This window comes from Corynebacterium jeikeium (assembly GCF_028609885.1).
GTDB classification, from domain to species: Bacteria; Actinomycetota; Actinomycetes; order Mycobacteriales; family Mycobacteriaceae; genus Corynebacterium; species Corynebacterium jeikeium.
This window is the reverse complement of record NZ_CP063195.1, coordinates 203838-223298: the sequence shown is the minus strand read 5'-3', so window position 1 is coordinate 223298 and position 19461 is coordinate 203838. Positions and strand designations below refer to the sequence as shown.

The window sequence follows — 19461 nt, the reverse complement described above, 5'->3', positions numbered from 1 at the left end:
TATCGCTCCTCACCAGCACAGGCGCGGAACGCAAAGTTCTAAGCCTGCGGGGTGGTTTCGATAGTCACTGTCCGGTCAGCGCACGCTGCCAATAACCGATGGTCGTGGGAAATCAATAGCACTCCGCGGTTCGCCCGCACGGTCTCGCGCAACATCTCCACAATTTTCGCCGTCGCAATGGGGTCGAGCATTGAAGTCGGTTCATCGCAGATGAGGAAGGCGGGATCCATCACAGTTGCGCGGGCCAAGCATGCTCGCTGCAGTTGCCCATCGCTTACCTGTGCTGGTCGGCGATCAAGCAATTCCCTATCCAGCATTGCTCGCTTCGTATGATCCTCCACGCACTCGCGAATCACTTCCCTATTGTGCTCCCCGGCGATCAATAAAGGTTCAGCGATGATCTCTCGGAGAGTCCACCGCGGATTGCACGCATCCCGAGGGGATTGACTCACCAACGCTATTCGTGATCGCCGGCGATCTCGCCCCGTCACCACAGGTTCTCCGTCAATCGTGACCTTTCCCGAATCTGGGAGGAAACGCCCGGAAAGCAACTTGGCCAACGTCGTTTTGCCAGATCCTGAAGGTCCGATCAGCCCCACGAGCTCACCGCGTTCAATGTTCAGTTCAATTCTCTCCAAGACGGGTTTCCCCGCATAGGAATAGGTCACCTCGGTAGCTTTAAGCATTTCTCTCCCCTACCTCGGTTTGGTATTCAAGGCCTCCGCTGGGCAAAGCCCCAACCAACGCGTGACCAAAGTCGGTTTGCGGTGCAGCCCAAAACTCGCTGGCCTGTCTACTTTCCACTACTTCGCCCTCATGCAGCACAAAAATGTGGTCGCACGCTTCCCATTCTCGAAGGTCCTCTAGATCGTGACTTATCAGCATTACTCCGAGCCCCAGATCCTTGGCCGCGGACCGCAGTAGCTCCAGCGTCTCCTTCGTCAATTGTGGGTCCAATGCTGCGGTGGGCTCGTCTGCGATAAGGAATTGCGGATCTCCCGCCAACGCCGCAGCAAGCGCCGCTCGCTGCGCCATGCCGCCCGATAGCTGGTGTGGGAAATACTCGCTGACCTCAGAGTCAAGGTGAACGCGTTCTAACAACTCCTCCACATCCAAGCCACTGCCATGCCGATCGATAATCTCCTGGAGCTGGGTTCCAATCCTCCTCACGGGCGTAAAGGACAAGGCCGCGGCTTGGGGAACAAAACCCACCGTTGAGCCCCGCACACTAGCGAAATCAGTACTGTTCCAGTCTGCTTCATCAGCAGTGGTTTCATCGGCTTCCGCAACGTGAGCGGATCCACCAGCTTCCGTATCTTGGGTGACCCCGCTGGGTTCAAGGTGCCCTTTGGTCGCCCCGTGCGCTACACAATTCCCATCAGGCACCTCAGCCGGATAAAGCGAGACCTTCCCTTCTACTCGAGCCCCTGTTGGGACCCCCCCAATCAACGCGCGCCCCACGGTCGATTTGCCAGAACCGGAGGTTCCGATCAGCCCGGCCACTTCCCCACGGCGCACGGTCAGGTTCACCCCACACACAATGTTTTTTTGCCCCCACCTCTACGCCAAGCCCGCGAGCACGGAGCTCCCCCAACTCGCTCGTCGCCTCAGTTGGCTCCGCAGGCTCCGACCTACGCCCTCTGCGGCCTGCCCCGGCTTCTTTCTGCAGTGCTGACTTCTTCTTTTGCTTTCCGACGCCACGCTCTGCCCGCGCTGTCGCTCCTCGGGTCAGCGATACCCCAGACATCGTGGTGAGCAGCAAGATCATCGCTGGGAAAACCAAAGCCCACCACGCCCCACGGGTGATGTCTTCGCGCGCCAAATCCATGAGCGTTCCCAGTGATGGCTCGTCAGCCTGGATGCCCAGGCCAAGGAAGGACACGGTGGATTCGTGCCACACAGCGTGGGGAGTGAGCATCGCCATCGCTACCAGTGCTTGACCAGAAGCCGCTGGTGCCAAATGCTTTCGCAGCACCCAGCCAAACGAGGCCCCTGCACCGTACGAGCACTGCACCGTTTCGGACGCGCGGACCGTCAACACCGCAGATCGCACGATACGCGCAACCGGTGACCAGTGAGTCACAGCGATGGACCCCACGATGGCAGCAACGGATCCCTGGAATAGTGCGACAATAACCACTGTCAAAATGAGGTGCGGAATGGCATTCACGGCATCGTTGATGCGCATAACAATGCGATCGACCACGCCACCGAGCCCCGCCGCCAATAAGCCGACGAGCACGCCCAATGTCGTAGCGGCAACCGCAGCCGTAAGCCCGATGAAAAGGGAAACCCGCAAGCTTTCTGCGGTTCGTACGAATAGGTCGAACCCAAAGTGATCAGTACCGAAAATATGCGCGGCAGTCGGTGAACGCAGGGAATTGGCAAAACTTGGAGTTCCCGCCTCGAAGATGGCGGGAACTATAGCTGCATACAGCACCAGAAGTGCAAAAACGCTTAATCCAATGAGGTGCCCACGCATCCACCTGCGGACACTCTGTGTCCGCAGGTGGATGCGTGCTAAACCCCTGTGCTTCAGCGCTGCCAATATCTAGATGAGCACTGTGTGCTTTCAAGGCTGAGTTATTCGAACTAGGGCTGTGCTCATCGGAGGAAAGAGAACTCTTGTTAGACATCGCTTACCCTCGGGTCGATCAATACGTAGGACAGATCGCTCAATAGAGATCCCAACATCACCACTACCGTGGTCGCGACCGTGGTGAATGCCAGCAGGTGAAAGTCCACAGCCACAGCCGATTCCACCGTGGCTTGCGCCAACCCCGGCCAGGAGAAAACCGTTTCCACAATCACTGCTCCGACGACCATCTCGCCGAGGCGCGCTCCGATCAAAGTGATCAGCGGCATGAGCGACATAGGCAGCACATGCCGAACGAGGATCGTGTGTTCGGAGAGACCACGCAAGCGCGCGTTGGCAACCGCTGGCGACTCAACGGCTTCGGCAGTAGCGCGTTGCATCGTCAACAAAGACCACGACAGCTGCGAGATCGCTAGAACGACAGCCGGTGCGATGAGATATGGCCCCACCGTTCCCAGTGACGGGGACTTACCGACCGGCGCGGCTCCTCCCACGGGGATGAGGTGCCAGAACACGCCAAAAAATAGCACGCTTCCTAGGGCATAAATGTAGGAAGGAGTAGCTGCCACAAATACGCCCAACGCGGTTATCGCCCGATCCACCACTCCGCCGGGTCGGCGAGCAGCGCTCAAGCCGAGAAGCGCTGCAATCGCCAGCATCAGCAACAGGCCCGCTCCGGATAGCAGCATCGTCCACGGCAGGCGCTCGCCAATAACTTCAACAACCGGTTTGCTGTACACCCGGGACCAACCCAGATCACCTGTAAAAACGTGCCCCCACCAGGAGGCCCATTGCTGGTACCACGGGGCGTCGAGCCCCAAAGAAGAGGCAATGCTCGCGCGTTCTTCGGCAGTGTAGTTGCCGTAGTTCGCGCCGAGGTGGTGCGCAAGGGGATCAAACGGCGACAAGGCAGCGAGGCCGAACATGATGAAGCTGACCACCACGGTTGTCACGGCAATGAGCAACAAGCGCGTACCAACCATCCGGCCGATCCCGCCGAGGTTATCCCGGCGCCCCGGCAATACAAACCTGCGCCAGGACTGCCGAGTTTTTGCTGAAGTGGGTGCCCCGTCTGAACCGGAAACTCCGTTTGAATGAGATGCTCCAGCCGAGCTTGTCTTATCTGCAATCCGAACAGCACCAACGTGACCAGGAGCAGGATGACCAGCACCAGTGTGACCTTCAGCGGTGTGAACGTCCGCAGTGTTCACAGCGGCTCTGCCATGAGCGGAGTTAGCAGCAGAAGAAGTGGTAGAAACCGCTCTCATGAGTTATTTCTTCCAAGCGACTAGGCGCCACCAAGGCCCCCACGTCACGCCGTGAATATGGGGCTCGAGCAGGAGATTCGGTTTCTTCCACGAATTTTCCTTTGAGACGTAAATGTGGTTGACGTTCGCCAAAGCCAGCATGGATGGGTTTTCTGCGTGCTCGGCTTGGATCTTGCGCCACAGTTGGTTGCGCTTCGCCTCTTCGTTCTCACTGCGCGTCTCATCCAGCAGGTCATCCATTTTCTTGGAGCCGTAGTTGCCTGGATTGGCCCACTTACCCGTCGCGGGTGTGCGTGTGTGCAAATACTCATAGGCCATCACCGTGGCGTCATAAGGGGCCGATCCGCCGCCCAAAACGACCGACACATCGTGTACCTTCGGTTCGATGTCATGCCACGTGCTGGACTTGGTTTCGAACTCTAGGCCCAGCTTCTTCATCTGCGAGGCGAACTCGATGGCGATGTCTCGGCGTAGCGTGTCGTTGCCTGCATAGTAGAGGTCTACGTGGAAGGGCTTACCGTCTTTTTCCCGCACACCCTGGCTGTTCTTCTTCCACCCAGCTTCATCGAGTAGTTTCTCCGCTTTGGCCACGTCGTGTTGGAAATCCAGGGATGGATCGTGGGCATCACCGTAGATTGAGGACAATAGTCCAGAGATCGGAGTGCCCTGCCCTGCCAATGGTCCATCAATAAATGCCTGCCGATCAGCGGCGAGGTTCAATGCCAAGCGCACCTTCGGATCGGCGAACTCGGGCGTTTCAGGGAAAGAAATACCCCGCCAATCAGCCGTCTTGGTGACATCCACGCTGATGCCATCCTTACCTTCTAACCCCTTCAGTTGGCTGGGCGGAATAGCCGCACCATCAATTTCACCAGCAGCTACGCGCTGCGCGCGGGCCGTATCATCCGCAGCGGTCGTAACAACCAATTCCTTGACTTCCGGCGCACCGTCAAAATAGTTGTCGTTGGCTTCAAAGATCGTTTCATCACCCCGGCGCTCCTTCAGGTGGTAAGCGCCAGTACCCACGGGTTCGGTATTCAGCTTGCTTTGGGTAACTGCCCCTTTGCCCAGCATCTCGGAGGGAGCGATCGCGTAGGTGAGTCGCGACAACATTTCGGCAAGTGGGGAACGCAACTTAAACACCACGGTGTGCGGATCTTGGATCTGCACCTCGTCGATGATGTCGTAGCGGCTGACTACTTCGGAACCGACGGAAATGTCTTTGGCTACGTCATACGATGCCTTCACATCTTCGGCATCGAAATCAGAACCATCGCTGAACTTCACTCCTTCTTTGAGCTTCACAGTCCACTTCGTGGAGTCAGCATTGTGTTTCGGCATTTCCGCAGCCAGTGCTGGCACAAAGTTCGGAACCTTGTCTGACGACGATGGCTCTGGTCGCAGCAGACCGTCGTAGATCGGGCTCACCCCGGTTTGGGCATATCCCGTCGCTGGGTGGAATCCATCGCCAGCTTTACGGTCTGCCAAAACCAGCCGGGGTGGGGTACTGGCCCTCCCCACCGGAAGCTTGGCGGCTCGGGTCACCGCAGGCTACCAGCGCCCCTCCAATCATCACGCTGGTTAAGGCACATGCTGCCCCTCGCCGCAGTTTTGTTCGCATACGTCATTCCTGTCCAGCACCCTATTTAAGGCGCTTATTGCAATTCATTGTCATTATTAGAAAAGAAACTACCTTACGGCATATTTAGATTTCAACCCCTTGAACTTTTCTCGACAGCACCGCAGGGTGCCTTAAGCTTGGACGCCATGGACATCTTCACCCGCGCCACCCCTGAACCCCCTCATGCGTTGCGACAGCATTTCACAATGAGCTCCCACCCCTGCGATACACATACCGTCTACTCCATTGCCCCTATGCAGTTCAGGGGCTCTCATGCCACCGACGCCACGCGCTACAGCCCGCACACTTCCGCCTTGGCGGAGATTCCACCCGAACACGCAGCTTCACAGGCTGTTCTTTTTATTGCGCCACACTCCCCCTCGGAGCCATTCACAAACAGACATTGGAACCTCGCCTGGCAACTCGCGGAAACCGATCTTCGAGTTGAAATACCAATCCCCCGCGCCAATAAAACTTCCACATCACCTTCCACTCCTCCCCCACACCCCACCACAGCATCTTCAACGCACCCCGGCACAGCATCTTCAACCGCTACCGCCTCCCCCACAGGCTCTGCGACCATTCGCCAGACCTACCGCAACCTCCTAACGGACCACGGCCCTCAACTCGTAACAGCCATAGCGGAATCGTCATGCATCCCCGAGTTATTGGACGCACTCCAGGAAGCGACCGCACCGCGCACCATTGTGCTGCTGGCGCCCCAAGCTAAAGACATAACCCTACTGAAACAGCTCTTCGGAGCCGATAGTTCGATCACAGACCGTGCGTTAGACACTGAAGTACACATCTTCTTCGCCAAGAAGGATAAGGGAAGCCCGGGGATCGTCGACGAGGCGTCGAAATTAAAGAAAAATGGAGCCACAGTCATCCTCCACGAAGGCGCTAGCGGCAACCGCCTATACCATCTGCGACATTCAAAGGCAGGGCGCGCAGCCCGGAAAGCGATCATTTCTGTGGCGCACAACACAGCAGCTCGGGATATTTAAGCAACATCACCGTTTCTAAAATACTGCCAAAAAATAGGTGCGACCAGCGGAGAAAACTTCACCAAACCCCTGTTCAATTGTTAATCTACCTAGCAAGTAATTAGTTCATACATATTCCGATTCCAGCTCGGATGTGAACTACTTGACTGAGTCAACGTGGCTCATACAGGACTTTCGAGGAGCACAATAATGGACCTGCTTGCAGCAGGGCAGGCGACCTCCAATGACATTCCGTGGAACATCACCGTTCCGCTGGGCATCATTGGCGCACTGCTTTCACTGCCCGCTTGGATTTTCTTCATCCGTGGCGCGGCGCAGATCTTTACCACGATCCGACTGGGCCAACCGGCACTGAAGAGGACAGATAACCCCGCCGGCCGACTGATGAACCTGATCAAGGAGATCATCGGTCACACCAAGATGGCCAAGAAGCCAGGCGTGGCAATCGCCCACTGGCTCGTCATGGTCGGCTTCCTGTTGGGAGCCATGGTGTGGTTCGAGGCCTACATTCAGATCTTCGACCCCGAAGGCGGCTGGCCCATCATCGGCAGCTGGGGTCTGTACCACTTCGTAGACGAGCTACTGGGTCTCGGCACCGTCATCGGCATTATCACGCTGATCATCATTCGCCAGAAGATCGGCGACAAGGATAAGAAGGCCCGCTTCTACGGCTCCAACTCCGGCGCGGCGTACTTCGTTGAGGCCGTCGTGCTGATCGAGGGTCTGGGCATGATCTTCGTGAAGGCATCCAAGATCGCCACCTTCGCCAGCTACGAGGGCGGCCACGCGGCCACCGACTTCTTCACCATGCAACTGGCCAAGATCCTGCCGGAATCCCCGCTGCTGGTCTCCATCTTCGCACTGATCAAGCTGCTGTCCGGCATGATCTGGCTGTTCATCGTGGGCCAGAACGTCAAGTGGGGCGTTGCCTGGCACCGCTTCATGGCGTTCTTCAACATCTTCCTGAAGCGCAACTCCGACGGCCGCAACGCCCTGGGCGCAGCGAAGCCGCTGACCTCCGGCGGCCGCATGCTGACCATGGAAAACGCAGACCCGGAAGAAGACGCGATCGGCGTTGGCAAGATCGACGACTTCACCTGGAAGGGCTGGATGGACTTCACCTCGTGTACCGAGTGTGGACGCTGCCAGGAGCAGTGCCCGGCTTGGAACACTGCGAAGCCGCTGAGCCCGAAGCTGCTGATCACCAACCTGCGTGACCACGCCATCGAGTCCGCGCCGTACCTGAAGGCCGCACGCAAGGACGCCGCCCACGCAGGTGGCATGTTCTCCGGCGAAGGCGCCACCGACACTGCCGTTCTGGACGATCCTTCTGTTGACGCCCACGCGGACATGCCGTTGCTGCAGTTGGTTGCTGCGGGCGAGATGGGTGTTATCGACCCCGACGTGCTGTGGTCCTGCACCAACTGTGGTGCTTGTGTGGAACAGTGCCCGGTGGACATCGAGCACATCGACCACATTGTCGACATGCGCCGCTACCAGGTGCTGGTTGAGTCTGACTTCCCGACCGAGCTGGGTGGCCTGTTCAAGAACCTGGAGACCAAGGGCAACCCGTGGGGCCAGAACAACAACAAGCGCTCCGATTGGATCCAGAAGGCCAAGGAAGACGGCATCGAGGTGCCAGTCTTCGGCGAGGACATCGAGAACTTCGACGACACCGAGTACCTGTTCTGGGTCGGCTGTGCGGGCGTGTACGACGACAACGCGGTGAAGACCACCCGCGCTGTTGCCGACCTGCTGTACACCGCCGGCGTGAAGTACGCCGTGCTGGGCGAGGGCGAGGGCTGTACTGGTGACTCCGCCCGCCGCGCCGGTAACGAGTTCCTCTTCCAGATGCTGGCAGAGCAGAACATCGAGATGCTGGATAACGCTTTCGAGGGCGTGCCTCCGAAGCAGCGCAAGATTGTTGTGACCTGTGCACACTGCTTCAACACCCTGCGCAACGAGTACCCGGATCTGGGCGGTAACTACCAGGTCGTCCACCACACTCAGCTGCTGAACAAGCTGATCCGCGAGGGTCGCCTGGAGCCAGTATCTGCACCGCAGAACGGCCGTCAGGTCACCTACCACGATCCGTGCTTCCTGGGTCGCCACAACAAGGTTTTCGAGGCCCCGCGTGAGCTGATCGGCGCTTCCGGCGCCAACCTGGTGGAGATGGATCGCAACCGCGATACCGGCTTCTGCTGTGGTGCTGGTGGTGCTCGCATGTGGATGGAAGAGCACCTGGGCGAGCGCATCAACCTGAACCGTACGGACGAGGCTCTGGCCACCGGCTCGGACGCCATCGCCATCGGCTGCCCGTTCTGTAAGACGATGATGACCGACGGTGTGAACAACCGTCAGTCCGAGATCGAGAACAAGGCAGACCGTACCCAGGTTCTGGATATCGCCCAGATGTTCCGCGAGTCCGTCCTGGTCGACGGCGAGCTGCCCGCACCGAAGTCCCCGGAGTTCCTGGTTGCGCCTGAGCGTGGCTGGGTAGACGAGGAGAAGCTGGCCCGCGAGGAAGCCGAGCGCAAGGCCGAGGAAGAAGCCAAGAAGAAGGCTGCCGAGGAAAAGAAGCGCAAGGCTGAAGAAGCCAAGAAGAAGAAGGAAGCTGCTGCCGCCGCTGGTGGCGCGGCTGCTGCTGGCGGCGCTGCCGCTGCGGGTGCTGCTGCAGCTCCGAGTGCTCCGGGTGCCCCGAGTGCCCCGGCGGCTCCTGCTGCACCTAGTGCTCCTTCCGCTGGCACACCTGCTGCTCCTGCAGCTCCGGGCGCTCCAGCTGCTCCCGCTGCACCTAGTGCCCCTTCCGCTGGCGCTCCAGCTGCTCCTGGTGCACCTGCTGCTCCGGCCGCTCCGGGCGCTCCCGCTGCTCCTAGTGCTCCTTCCGCTGGCGCACCTGCAGCCCCGGGTGCTCCTGCTGCTCCGGGTGCTCCTGCCGCTCCAGGTGCCCCTGCAGCTCCGGGTGCTCCTGCCGCACCGAAGTCTGAAGACACTCAGGAAGCGCCGAAGACCAGCGGCGCACCGGCAGCTCCGGGCGCTCCTAGTGCTCCGTCCGCTGGCGCTCCAGCTGCTCCTGGTGCACCTGCTGCTCCGGCCGCTCCGGGCGCTCCCGCTGCACCTAGTGCTCCTTCCGCTGGCGCACCGGCAGCTCCGGGCGCCCCTAGTGCTCCGTCCGCTGGCGCTCCTGCTGCTCCGGGCGCTCCGGCAGCGCCTGCTGCTCCGGCTGCTGAGTCCAACAAGTCTGAAGATGCCCCGAAGGCTGAACAGTCTGCACCGGCAGCACCGGCTGCACAGCCGGCTCAAGATGGTGGCCCAATCAAGCTGAACGCCACCGCTCCTGGCGCACCGGGTGCCCCGGGCGCTCCTGCCGCTCCGGCCGCAGCTCCGGCAGCCGCCGCTGGTGCAGGTGCCGCCGCAGCTGGCGCTGGCGCTGCTGCAGCCGAGTCCGCTGAGGCTCCGCAGGCCACTCCGGCTGCTCCTGCTCCGTCTGCACCGGCAGAGCAGACAACACCGGCGGCTCAGCCGGCTCAGGATGGTGGCCCGATCAAGCTGGCGGCCACCACCCCGGGCGCACCGGGTGCCCCGGCTTCCGCAGCACCAGCTGCACCGGCTGCAGCTGCTGCTCCCGCTGCTGCCCCGGCAGCTCCGGCAGAGGATCAGCAGGCTGAGACTCCGGCCGAGGCACCTGCTGAGGCAGAGGCTCCGTCCGAGGAGCCACAGGCTGAAACCGGGCAGGCCGAAGCTGAACAGGCCGAGGAAGCACCGGCAGAAGCAACTCCGGCGCAGCCAGCACAACCGGCACAGCCGGCCAACGATGGCGGTCCAATTAAGCTGACCAACATCGTCCCCGGCGCTCCGGGTGCTCCGGGCGCACCAGGCGCACAGTAAAAGCGACTAGCTCGCACGCTGAATAGCGGTGGCGGGTCCAGCAGAACGCTGGATCTGTCGCCGCTTTTGCTTTCGCCGCCAACGTGATGTCCCAAATCTTCCACTTTTGACGTTTTCCACTGAAATGACGACATCGTCAAAACGTCCTGACCTGCACAAAAGAAATAGTTATATAAACAGAGTGGAAGATTTAGGACATTCGCCCGCCAGTCAATCCCGGGGCTGGGAATGTACCCGTGGCGCGCAATATTCTAGAATGAAATCTCATAGAAAGAGCCCGCTCGCACAAGCCTCACGCCCACAGATAGAGGTAGGTTTCCATGACTGACGCTGATTCGAACGACAAGAACAACCCCCTCAACTCGAGGAAGTCTGTCAGCGACGCTGAAGAAACCTCCGTGATGAAGGCTGTCAGCGATTCTGACCTTAACGGCGCCGACACGAACGCTGGTGGCGCCGCTACAGGTGGCGCAGCTGCCAACCCAGAAGCCCCGACAAACCCGGATACCTCGGCCGATAATTCAGCCGACGTTGAGAAAGACGGACAAGAGGAAGATGAAGAGCCAAAGTCCGGCCTCCGGAAGTTCTTTGGGATCATGCCTTTCTGGGCCTGGGTGCTCACTCTCGGTCTGATCGCCACCATCATCGTCGCCATCGGCGCTTTCACCACCATGCGCTCCACGGAAACCGGCGCCCCCGGAAGCTCCAGCAACACCGAACAGCTGAAGCCCTCGTACCCGAAGCCCACCACTACCGGTAAGTACGATGACGACGAATCGAAGCCGACACCGGACGCCGGTTCCGGCTACGGAGGCAGCTACCAGGATTATTACGCGCCCCAGCAGCCCGTGCAGACGGCGGAGGAAACCCCCAGCGAATCCGAAAGCTCGGAACCCTCTAGCAGCAAGAAGCCTTCTCGCCCACCGCGTGAAAACGAACCCCGCCCCAGCTCGCCAAATCGAGGCACCCCTCGACCCGGCGGCATCGGTGGAGACGCCGGCGGCAACCCCTCCCCCGGCACCGGCAACAACGGAAACGGTAACGGCAATGGCCCCGGCAACGGTGCTGGCAATGGCGCCACGGAGCCCGAGGACAACCCCGCCCCGCGCAACAACTAGCCCACCCGACAGCCACACCTCGGCTGACTGGACCGCGAGGGGGCGTCAATAAGAAAAACTATAAAAATAGCAGCCACAATGGCACAATGGGGAGAATGAGTACCCCCAAACGCCCAAGCGAACTGCGCACGCTGGATCAATCGACGAAGCTGCAAAACGTCCTCTACGAAATTCGCGGCCCGGTGAACACCGAGGCGGAGCGGATGGAGGCCGACGGGCACCGCATCCTGAAGCTCAACACGGGCAACCCCGCGGTGTTCGGCTTCGAGGCGCCGGATGTGATCATGCGGGACATGATCGCCGCGCTGCCGACGGCGCAGGGCTACTCCACGTCGAAGGGCATCATCAGCGCCCGCCGCGCGATCGTCTCCCGCTACGAGGTTATCCCCGGCTTCCCTCAGTTCGACGTCGAAGATGTCTACCTCGGCAACGGTGTATCCGAGCTGATCACCATGACGATGCAGGCGCTGCTCAACGACGGCGACGAGGTGCTGATCCCCTCCCCGGATTACCCGCTGTGGACTGCCTCCACGTCACTGTCCGGCGGTCGCCCCGTGCACTACCTGTGCGACGAGGAGAACGACTGGATGCCCTCCATCGAGGACATCAAGGCGAAGGTCACGGAGCGCACCAAGGCCATCGTGGTCATTAACCCGAATAACCCGACAGGCGCGGTGTACTCCCGCGAGATCCTGCAGCAGATCGTCGACGTCGCCCGCGAGCACTCCCTGCTGATCCTGGCCGACGAGATTTACGACAAGATCCTGTACGACGATGCGAAGCACATCAACATCGCGTCCCTGTGCCCGGACCTGCTGTGCATCACCTACAACGGCCTGTCGAAGGCGTACCGCGTGGCGGGTTATCGTTCCGGCTGGATGGTAATTACCGGCCCGAAGGGGCATGCAAAGGGCTTCATCGAGGGTGTGAATGTGCTGGCGGGCACGCGCCTGTGCCCGAATGTGCCGGCGCAGCATGCGATCCAGGTGGCTATTTCCGGCCGCCAGTCCATCGACGATCTGGTGCTACCGGGTGGGCGCCTGCTGGAGCAGCGCAACGCAGCCTATGAGGCGCTGAACGAGATCCCGGGCGTGAGCTGCGTGAAGCCGATGGGTGCGCTGTATGCCTTCCCGCGCCTGGACCCGAACGTGCACGAGATCCACGACGACGAGCAGTTCATGTTCGATCTGCTGCGCTCTGAGAAGATTCACCTGGTGCAGGGCACGGGCTTTAACTGGCCGACCCCGGACCACTTCCGCGTGGTCACGCTGCCGTGGGCCCGCGATCTGCGCGCCGCGATCGAGCGCTTGGGTAACTTCCTGGCTAGCTACCGGCAGTAGCTGTTACAGGCTGGCGCCCTTCTGGGGCGCCTTTTTTATTGACGCCACCTCGCGCCCCAGCTAGTTCTGGAAGTTCAGGTAGGCCTTGGAGGGGGTCGGGCCGCGTTGCCCCTGGTACTTGGACCCCAGGGTGCCGCTGCCGTAGGGGGCTTCCGCCGGGCTGGTCATGGTGAATAGTGCCAGCTGGCCGATCTTCATGCCCGGGTAGAGGGCGATGGGCAGGTTAGCGGTGTTGGAAAGCTCCAGGGTGATGTGCCCGGTGAAGCCCGGGTCGATGAACCCTGCCGTGGAGTGCGTGAGCAGACCCAGGCGGCCCAGGGAGGACTTGCCTTCTAGGCGACCCGCTAGGTGGGCGGGGATGCCAAAGCATTCCAGGGTGGCACCCAGGACGAACTCGCCGGGGTGCAGGATGAAGGCCTCGTCGTCAGGGACTTCCACCAGGGTGGTGAGTTCCTCTTGCGGCTGCTTCGGGTCGATGTGCGTGTACTTGGAGTTATTGAACACGCGGAACAGGCCGTCGAGGCGCACGTCGATGCTGGATGGCTGAACCATCTGATCGTCGTGGGGGTCGATCTTCAGCTCGCCGGAGTTGATGGCGGCGCGGATGTCTCGGTCTGAAAGTAACACGCTCTATAGCCTAGCGGGTGTGGGGCTGTGCGCAGCCAGCTAGCCGTGTACTAGCCCCGACCCAGTGCCAGGAAGTTCCAGCCCGCGGCTTCCCATTCCTTGCGTGGTAGGCAATTGCGACCGTCGAGCACGGCGGGGTTGTCCCCGGCTACCAGCTTGCGGGCGACTACCGGGTCGAGTTCTTGGAACTGCTTCCACTCGGTTGCCACGATCACGATCTCCGCGCCTTCGAGGGCTTCCCCTACGTTCGGCGCGTAGGTCAGCGTCGGGAAGATCTTCGCGGCGTTCTCCATACCCTGCGGGTCGTACACGGTGACGTTTGCGCCGCTCAGCGATAGCGAACCGGCCACGGACAACGCCGGGGAATCGCGCACGTCGTCACTGTTGGGTTTGAAGGCCGCGCCGAGGACCGTCACGTTCCGGCCGATCAGGGAGCCGCCCAGCGTCTCGCGCGCCAGCTCTACTGTCTTCTCGCGGCGGCGCATGTTGATGGCGTCCACCTCACGAAGGAACGTCAGAGCCTGGTCCGCGCCGAGCTCACCTGCGCGCGCCATGAACGCGCGAATATCCTTCGGCAGGCAACCGCCGCCGAAGCCCAGGCCGGCGCCGAGGAACTTGCGCCCGATGCGGTCGTCCATGCCAATCGCGTCGGCGAGTGCGGTGACGTCCGCGCCGACGATCTCGCATAGCTCCGAGACCGCGTTGATGAAGGAGATCTTGGTGGCCAGGAAGGCGTTCGCGGAGACCTTGACCAGCTCCGCGGTCGGCAGGTCCATGACCAGGAAGGGCGTGCCTTCCTCGAGTGCGGGGGCGTAAATTTCGCGGGCGAGGTCCTCTACACGCTGCTGCTCAGTGCGGTCGTCACTGTTGGTGCTAACGCCGCCCAGGCCCAGGACGATGCGGTCGGGGTGCAGCGTGTCTTTCACCGCGTGGCCTTCGCGCAGGAACTCGGGGTTCCACGCGATGGTGATTTGGGCTTCGTTTGGTGACGCCGCCACGATCTCATCAGCCTTCTGCTGCAGCTCGTGCGCAGTGCCCACCGGGACGGTGGACTTGCCGAAGATGGTGTGGTTGCCGCTTACCAGTGGGGCGAGCGTTTCGATGACGGCATTTACATAGGTGGTATCCGCGGCATAGGAGCCCTTGCGCTGCGGGGTGCCCACGCCGATGAAGTGCACGTCGGCGAACTCGGCGGCTTCGGCGTAGTCAGTAGTGAAACGCAGACGGCCAGCTTCGATGTTGCGGGTGAGGATCTCCGGCAGACCGGGCTCGAAGAGGGGCACGCGCCCTTCGGAAAGAGCTTGGATCTTCTGCGGGTCGACATCGACTCCGAGCACGTCGTGGCCCATTTCGGCCATGCAGGCGGCGTGGGTTGCGCCAAGGTATCCCGTTCCAAACACTGTCATACGCATAACAGGCAAATTTACAATTGACAGGTGAACAGGAGGTGACCCTCAGGTGATCTTCTGCGCAGCGTTTGGTTAACTGCACTCAGGCGCGAATGAGCATCAACTGAGGCGAGACTGTGCCTCTGATAGCCAGAGGCAGTACCCCAGATTCTGAGAATCTCGAGTAGGCGCGACTCATACACCCCCTTAATTCACCCCCGCAACGACCGAGTCAAAAAAGGTGCATATCGACATATTTTTATGTAGATACCTGGGGAAATGATGCGGGATTCAGAAATTACCCCCAAAGGCTCGACCTTAAGTGACTCATATCACCACGGAGGGTACGTCCCCACTTACCGCAAACCTAAAATCCCTGTTAAGGTAGCTAGCTGTTAGGACTTGCCAGCGTTTCAACAGCTTCGTAACCGGAATCTCTTATAAAAGAGTTAGTGGCGATCAAGGAGCCAAGAGAAACCTAAGTGAAGTCCTTGACTTCGAACCACTCACACTTACAGAAAGGCATTTCAGATGCGTAAGTTCCGCAACGCAGCTCTGGCTGTTGCTACCGCTACCACCGTCGCCATCTCTGGCGTTTCCGTTGCTTCTGCTGAGGAAGGCCAGACCCCGCCGGCAAAGGAGAACACCGGCTCCTCCAAGCCGAGCGCTGCGGGCTCTTCTGAGCTGAAGGACAAGATCGTGAAGGGCCTGCAGCTCGACCAGCAGGCTACGGGCGACCAGCTCTTCGGCAAGAAGAACTGGAAGAACAACGACGAGATCAAGGCAGCTACCCCGATGTGGGCCAAGATTGCTGACGGTCTTTTCATCACCACCGCCGCAATCAGCGTCTTCGGCCTGGTTGTCGCTCCGATCTACAACTTCCTGCGCTACGGCATCAACCGCTAAGCAGAAGCCAACACACGTCCACATTCGAATAGGAAAAGGGAATTTCTATGAACATCCGTAAGGCCGCTTTGGCTCTCGCTACCGCTTCTTCCGTCGCTCTGGCTGGCACCGCTGTCGCAGGCGCTGAGACCCCCGGCACCGACACCCCTAAGGGTGGCCCTACCCTCAGCTCCAACATCGGTCACAAGTTGGAGAAGCTGGATCCGCTGACCGGCGACCAGTTCTTCAAGCCTTCCAAGGACAAGCCGCTCAATGCTTGGGGTACCCTCCTCTGGGCCGGCCTGGCTGCTGGTATTGCTGGCACCGTTGCTAGCGCCATCATCGGCTTCGGCAACTTCCTGAAGCACCAGGGCATCATCAACTAAGACCTGTTAGAGCTTTAAGCTCCGGGCTTTGATAGCCAAAGGGGGCGGGAACGAAACTTCGTTCCCGCCCCCTTTTCGCATGCATGCACACAACACCTGTTGTGAAGTGTGAAGGCGTTCCTCGCGCCCACCACAAGCAGCTCTCCGTACACTATGTCGGACACACTAGGTAGGCCAATGTAGCCGGTATCGGTAGTGAGCATTAGGCTGCTCGTTTCTACAGAGCCTATTAAGCAAACAAAAGCGGGGAGCATGCCATCATGCACACTCCCCGCCTCACAGCCTCAGGGCTAGAGCCAGTCGCCTATCCCCTACTTACAGCTCACAATCGGCTGCGGGTCGTAGACCGTGCGCTGGGTCTCGCGGGAAAGCTCCTTGCCCTTGAGGTCCTTCACCACGCGAGTGTCGGTGGTGGTGAATCCCGGCGCGCCGGAGGATGGCGAGCAATCCTCGCCGCTCAGCTCCACCTTCTGAGGCGAAGTCGGGTTCGTACGCTCACCCGGAATGGATTCCACATCCACCTGCTTCACACCGTGCAGCTGGACGGTAACGGAATCTCCCGTCACCTCGGTCGTGATGCGCACCGGCGTATCGAAGGGGTTCTTGAACTTCAGGTCGATAGCGCCCTCGTACACGGTCGCCTCGCGGCCAGCCGGATAGCGGGAAATGTAATAGGAGTGCGGCGTGTGCTCCACGTCCTCCATGCCCGCGAAGTACGAGGCGTTGTACAGCGTGGTTGCGAACTGCGAAATACCGCCGCCGACCGCCTTGCCGGCGTGGCCGTCGATAATAATGCCGGACTCCACAAAGCCCTGCGCAGTACCGCGCGGCCCAGTGTGACCGTTCAGAGAGAACGTCTCCCCCGGCAGCACAATCGCGCCATTCACCATCTCCGCCACGCGGCGAATATTGGTGCCCGAAGGGCCACTGAATCCACCAGTGGTAAAGGTACCCACTACATCGTCAAAGTGAGCCTTCTTCGCCTGCTCGGTGGTGTACTCAGCCTTCTTGTCCTCGTACACAACCTCGTGGTCGCGCTTCTTCTTATCCAACGCCTTGGCTTGCAGGTCGCCTAGCGTTTCCTTCCACTTAATGATCACGCCATCCTTGGAAGGCACCACCGTGATGTCATCGCCGTGGAACTCGAAGCTGGCGTCACGATACTCGACCTCGGTGCTGGAGAGCTGCTCTCCCAGGATCTCCTGTGCCTTCTCCGTGTTCCATTCCGGCATAAACTCGCCGCCGTCCACCTTGAAGGTCAGGATCTCGTGCCAGTTCTGGGGAGTGATCACACCGTCGACCTTGTCGCGGCCGTGGAACACCAGGTTCTTCGCCGTCGCCGGCTTCACGTACTGCTTGGCAGCCCGCTCGGCGGCATCCTTGTCCGCATCCGCCGGGGTGATCGTGGCCTCCACGTTCACGCGCCCGTCAGTGTTCAGCCAGTTTTCCCGCACCTCGGTATCCAGCAGCTCCCGATCCACGGTCTGCCCCGGCTTGTCTTCCTTAATTTCCGCCTTGCCGTCAGCGCCGACGGACAACTTGGCGTTTTCCGCGTCGCGGGTAAGCTCCCGCTCCACGCGGCTCAGGGAACGGTTCAGCCCCTCGTCCGTAATCTTCGAGATAATGCCCACCTCGCGGGTCTCGAAGAAGGAACGGATGCGCGTAATCGGGTTCAGTGGCTGCTGGCCCGCCTGGTCCACCGTGGCACCCCAGTCCACCTGCATGCCGGACTTAGTGGGCTCGATGGTGGAGCTCATGTTTCCCGCTAGGACCGTCACTGGCTGACGGGTGCGTTCGCCCAGGTCATTACGCAAGCGCTGCTCCGCCTGGGACTTATCCACACCACTGATGTCCACGCCACCGACGGTCACGCCGCGCGGCACCTTGCCCTCACTCATGGCCAGATCCACGCCGTAGAGGAGACCCCCCAGGCCGATCAACCCGACGAAGAACCACGCCCACCACGGAATGCCGCGGCGCTTGCGTGGCTTGACGGGCCGGCGGCTCCGGTTAGTCTGATCCTGAGAATTCACGCAGGTTAGTGTATCGCGAATCCCCCCGATCAGGGAATTCTTTTACTCGGTTACACAGGTACGATTCACAGAATCGCGCACCTGATCCTCAGGGATCCGCCCGTCGTCGATCGCCACGCGGATGGCCTCCACTACATCGGGGATCTCCACTGCCCCCGCTGCGGCAAGCGCCACGTCCGCCCCAGCCGCCAGCGCCGCCACGGCTGCCTCCGGGCCGGGGTAGCGATCCGTCACGGCCTTCATGCCCGTCAGGTCGTCGGTGTAAATCACGCCGTCGAAACCTGGGGCGTCATGCCTCGGGCCATAACCGCCCTCCCGCAACAGCTTGTAGGCCGCAGGGTTCACCGAGGATGGCAAAGGCTCACCCAACCCCGGCACCTCCACATGGCCGACCATCACGGCCATGCCTTCAACGTCGATAAGTTCACGGAAAGGCAGCAGGTCGTTGGCTTGCATTTGCTCAAGCGGCGGGGTGGTCACGGATCCCATGTGCGAGTCGCCTGTGGCATGCCCGTGGCCCGGGAAGTGCTTCAGCACCGGGGTCACGCCCGCCTGCTGCAAGCCCTCCGAGTAAGCGCGTGCGTAATCCGCCGCCACCTTCGGGTCGGCGCTGAAGGAACGTGAGCCGATCGCGTTGTCAGAAACCTCCTGACCACCGGCCAGATCCACCACCGGCGCGAAGTCCACGGTGATTCCCAGGTCGCGGACCTTCTTGCCGTGCTCGGCCATGAGGTCGCGCACCTGCTCGGGGCTCATCGTTTCCGCCATCTGCTTCGCACTCGGCAGCTCACCAATGATCTCAGAAAGGCGCTGCACCAGACCGCCTTCCTCGTCCACGCTCACCGTCAGCGGTTCGCCCGCGCGCTTCTCGAGCGCCGCCAGGCTACGTGCGGGGTCTCCCTGCCCATTCAAAATGGACTTGTCGGTCTGCGAGCCAATGAAAAGGTGGCGCACACCTTCGTCGACGGCTTGTTCTGCTGATTCGTAGGTTGTGACGCCCACAGCAAGCATCCGGCCAGCCATCTCCCTAGGGGCCTTGCCCTCCACCCGGGCACACACCGGCCGGTTCTCCGCTGGGGGTGCGCTGGATTCGGCGGCACCGGAGCTTTCGGAGCTGGGCGCGGCGGAAGTGGCAGCGGAGGTGGAGGTATCGGCTGGCTGGTCAGTGGGCGTCGATAAGGAACAAGCGCTAGAGGCAACAACAAGAGCGAAACCTAAAGCGCCAGCGGCTACGTGTCTACGGGGCATAGTATTAACGTAGTAACAAACGCAACAAACAGTGCACCAATCGTGGAGTGCCCACC

The 19461-nt window shown here is 60.7% G+C and carries 12 protein-coding genes and 2 pseudogenes; 6 read left to right on the top strand and 8 right to left on the bottom strand.

The window, feature by feature from the left end; translation table 11 throughout:
- Positions 1-38 precede the first annotated feature (38 nt).
- From CJEIK_RS00930 to CJEIK_RS00910, 4 genes and pseudogenes are all read right to left on the bottom strand, one after another.
- The gene (locus CJEIK_RS00930) at positions 39-686 is read right to left on the bottom strand and encodes an ABC transporter ATP-binding protein (RefSeq protein WP_005297127.1); all 648 of its coding nucleotides are present in this window, start codon (positions 684-686) and stop codon (positions 39-41) included.
- Positions 679-2482 (bottom strand): annotated as a pseudogene (locus tag CJEIK_RS11340) (ATP-binding cassette domain-containing protein). Before CJEIK_RS11340 ends, CJEIK_RS00930 begins: the two are co-directional and overlap by 8 nt.
- A 146-nt stretch (positions 2483-2628) precedes the next feature.
- Positions 2629-3579, bottom strand: coding sequence for an ABC transporter permease (locus tag CJEIK_RS00915; RefSeq protein ID WP_005297135.1), 951 nt, complete (start codon positions 3577-3579; stop codon positions 2629-2631).
- 288 nt (positions 3580-3867) lie between these two features.
- Positions 3868-5437: pseudogene (locus CJEIK_RS00910) on the bottom strand (ABC transporter substrate-binding protein).
- A 716-nt stretch (positions 5438-6153) separates the two neighbouring features.
- Between CJEIK_RS00910 and CJEIK_RS00905 the strand changes: the two are divergent.
- From CJEIK_RS00905 to CJEIK_RS00890, 4 genes are all read left to right on the top strand, one after another.
- Positions 6154-6492 (top strand): hypothetical protein, encoded by a 339-nt coding sequence (locus tag CJEIK_RS00905; RefSeq protein WP_005297142.1) that lies wholly within the window; start codon positions 6154-6156, stop codon positions 6490-6492.
- 189 nt (positions 6493-6681) lie between these two features.
- Positions 6682-10380, top strand: coding sequence for a (Fe-S)-binding protein (locus CJEIK_RS00900; protein WP_077536277.1), 3699 nt, complete (start codon positions 6682-6684; stop codon positions 10378-10380).
- 320 nt (positions 10381-10700) lie between these two features.
- Positions 10701-11498, top strand: a complete 798-nt coding sequence (locus CJEIK_RS00895; RefSeq protein ID WP_005297148.1) for a hypothetical protein — start codon at positions 10701-10703, stop codon at positions 11496-11498.
- A gap of 95 nt (positions 11499-11593) precedes the next feature.
- Positions 11594-12838, top strand: a complete 1245-nt coding sequence (locus CJEIK_RS00890) for a pyridoxal phosphate-dependent aminotransferase (protein WP_172544888.1) — start codon at positions 11594-11596, stop codon at positions 12836-12838.
- Between the two features lie 60 nt (positions 12839-12898).
- Here the strand turns inward: CJEIK_RS00890 and dcd are convergent, their stop codons facing one another.
- Positions 12899-13465, bottom strand: coding sequence for a dCTP deaminase (dcd, locus tag CJEIK_RS00885; RefSeq protein WP_005297152.1), 567 nt, complete (start codon positions 13463-13465; stop codon positions 12899-12901).
- Positions 13466-13515: 50 nt separating this feature from the next.
- Positions 13516-14877 (bottom strand): UDP-glucose dehydrogenase family protein, encoded by a 1362-nt coding sequence (locus tag CJEIK_RS00880; protein ID WP_005297154.1) that lies wholly within the window; start codon positions 14875-14877, stop codon positions 13516-13518.
- A 507-nt stretch (positions 14878-15384) separates the two neighbouring features.
- Here CJEIK_RS00880 and CJEIK_RS00875 point away from each other — a divergent pair.
- Together CJEIK_RS00875 and CJEIK_RS00870 are read left to right on the top strand one after the other, a co-directional pair.
- Positions 15385-15759, top strand: coding sequence for a hypothetical protein (locus tag CJEIK_RS00875; RefSeq protein ID WP_005297155.1), 375 nt, complete (start codon positions 15385-15387; stop codon positions 15757-15759).
- A 47-nt stretch (positions 15760-15806) separates the two neighbouring features.
- Positions 15807-16124 (top strand): hypothetical protein, encoded by a 318-nt coding sequence (locus CJEIK_RS00870; RefSeq protein WP_005297158.1) that lies wholly within the window; start codon positions 15807-15809, stop codon positions 16122-16124.
- A 311-nt stretch (positions 16125-16435) separates the two neighbouring features.
- Here CJEIK_RS00870 and CJEIK_RS00865 read toward each other — a convergent pair whose 3' ends face one another.
- Positions 16436-18157, bottom strand: a complete 1722-nt coding sequence (locus tag CJEIK_RS00865; protein WP_005297160.1) for a VanW family protein — start codon at positions 18155-18157, stop codon at positions 16436-16438.
- A gap of 42 nt (positions 18158-18199) precedes the next feature.
- A complete protein-coding gene (locus tag CJEIK_RS00860; protein WP_034965453.1) occupies positions 18200-19405 on the bottom strand; it encodes a glycoside hydrolase family 3 N-terminal domain-containing protein in 1206 nt (401 codons plus the stop codon).
- Positions 19406-19461: the final 56 nt, after the last annotated feature.

Coding starts and splice junctions, on each gene's coding strand:
- CJEIK_RS00930 (WP_005297127.1), bottom strand. CDS start 686: ATGCTTAAAGCTACCGAGGTGACCTATTCCTATGCGGGGAAACCCGTC.
- CJEIK_RS00915 (WP_005297135.1), bottom strand. CDS start 3,579: ATGGTTGGTACGCGCTTGTTGCTCATTGCCGTGACAACCGTGGTGGTC.
- CJEIK_RS00900 (WP_077536277.1), top strand. CDS start 6,682: ATGGACCTGCTTGCAGCAGGGCAGGCGACCTCCAATGACATTCCGTGG.
- CJEIK_RS00895 (WP_005297148.1), top strand. CDS start 10,701: ATGACTGACGCTGATTCGAACGACAAGAACAACCCCCTCAACTCGAGG.
- CJEIK_RS00890 (WP_172544888.1), top strand. CDS start 11,594: ATGAGTACCCCCAAACGCCCAAGCGAACTGCGCACGCTGGATCAATCG.
- CJEIK_RS00880 (WP_005297154.1), bottom strand. CDS start 14,877: ATGCGTATGACAGTGTTTGGAACGGGATACCTTGGCGCAACCCACGCC.
- CJEIK_RS00875 (WP_005297155.1), top strand. CDS start 15,385: ATGCGTAAGTTCCGCAACGCAGCTCTGGCTGTTGCTACCGCTACCACC.
- CJEIK_RS00870 (WP_005297158.1), top strand. CDS start 15,807: ATGAACATCCGTAAGGCCGCTTTGGCTCTCGCTACCGCTTCTTCCGTC.
- CJEIK_RS00860 (WP_034965453.1), bottom strand. CDS start 19,405: ATGCCCCGTAGACACGTAGCCGCTGGCGCTTTAGGTTTCGCTCTTGTT.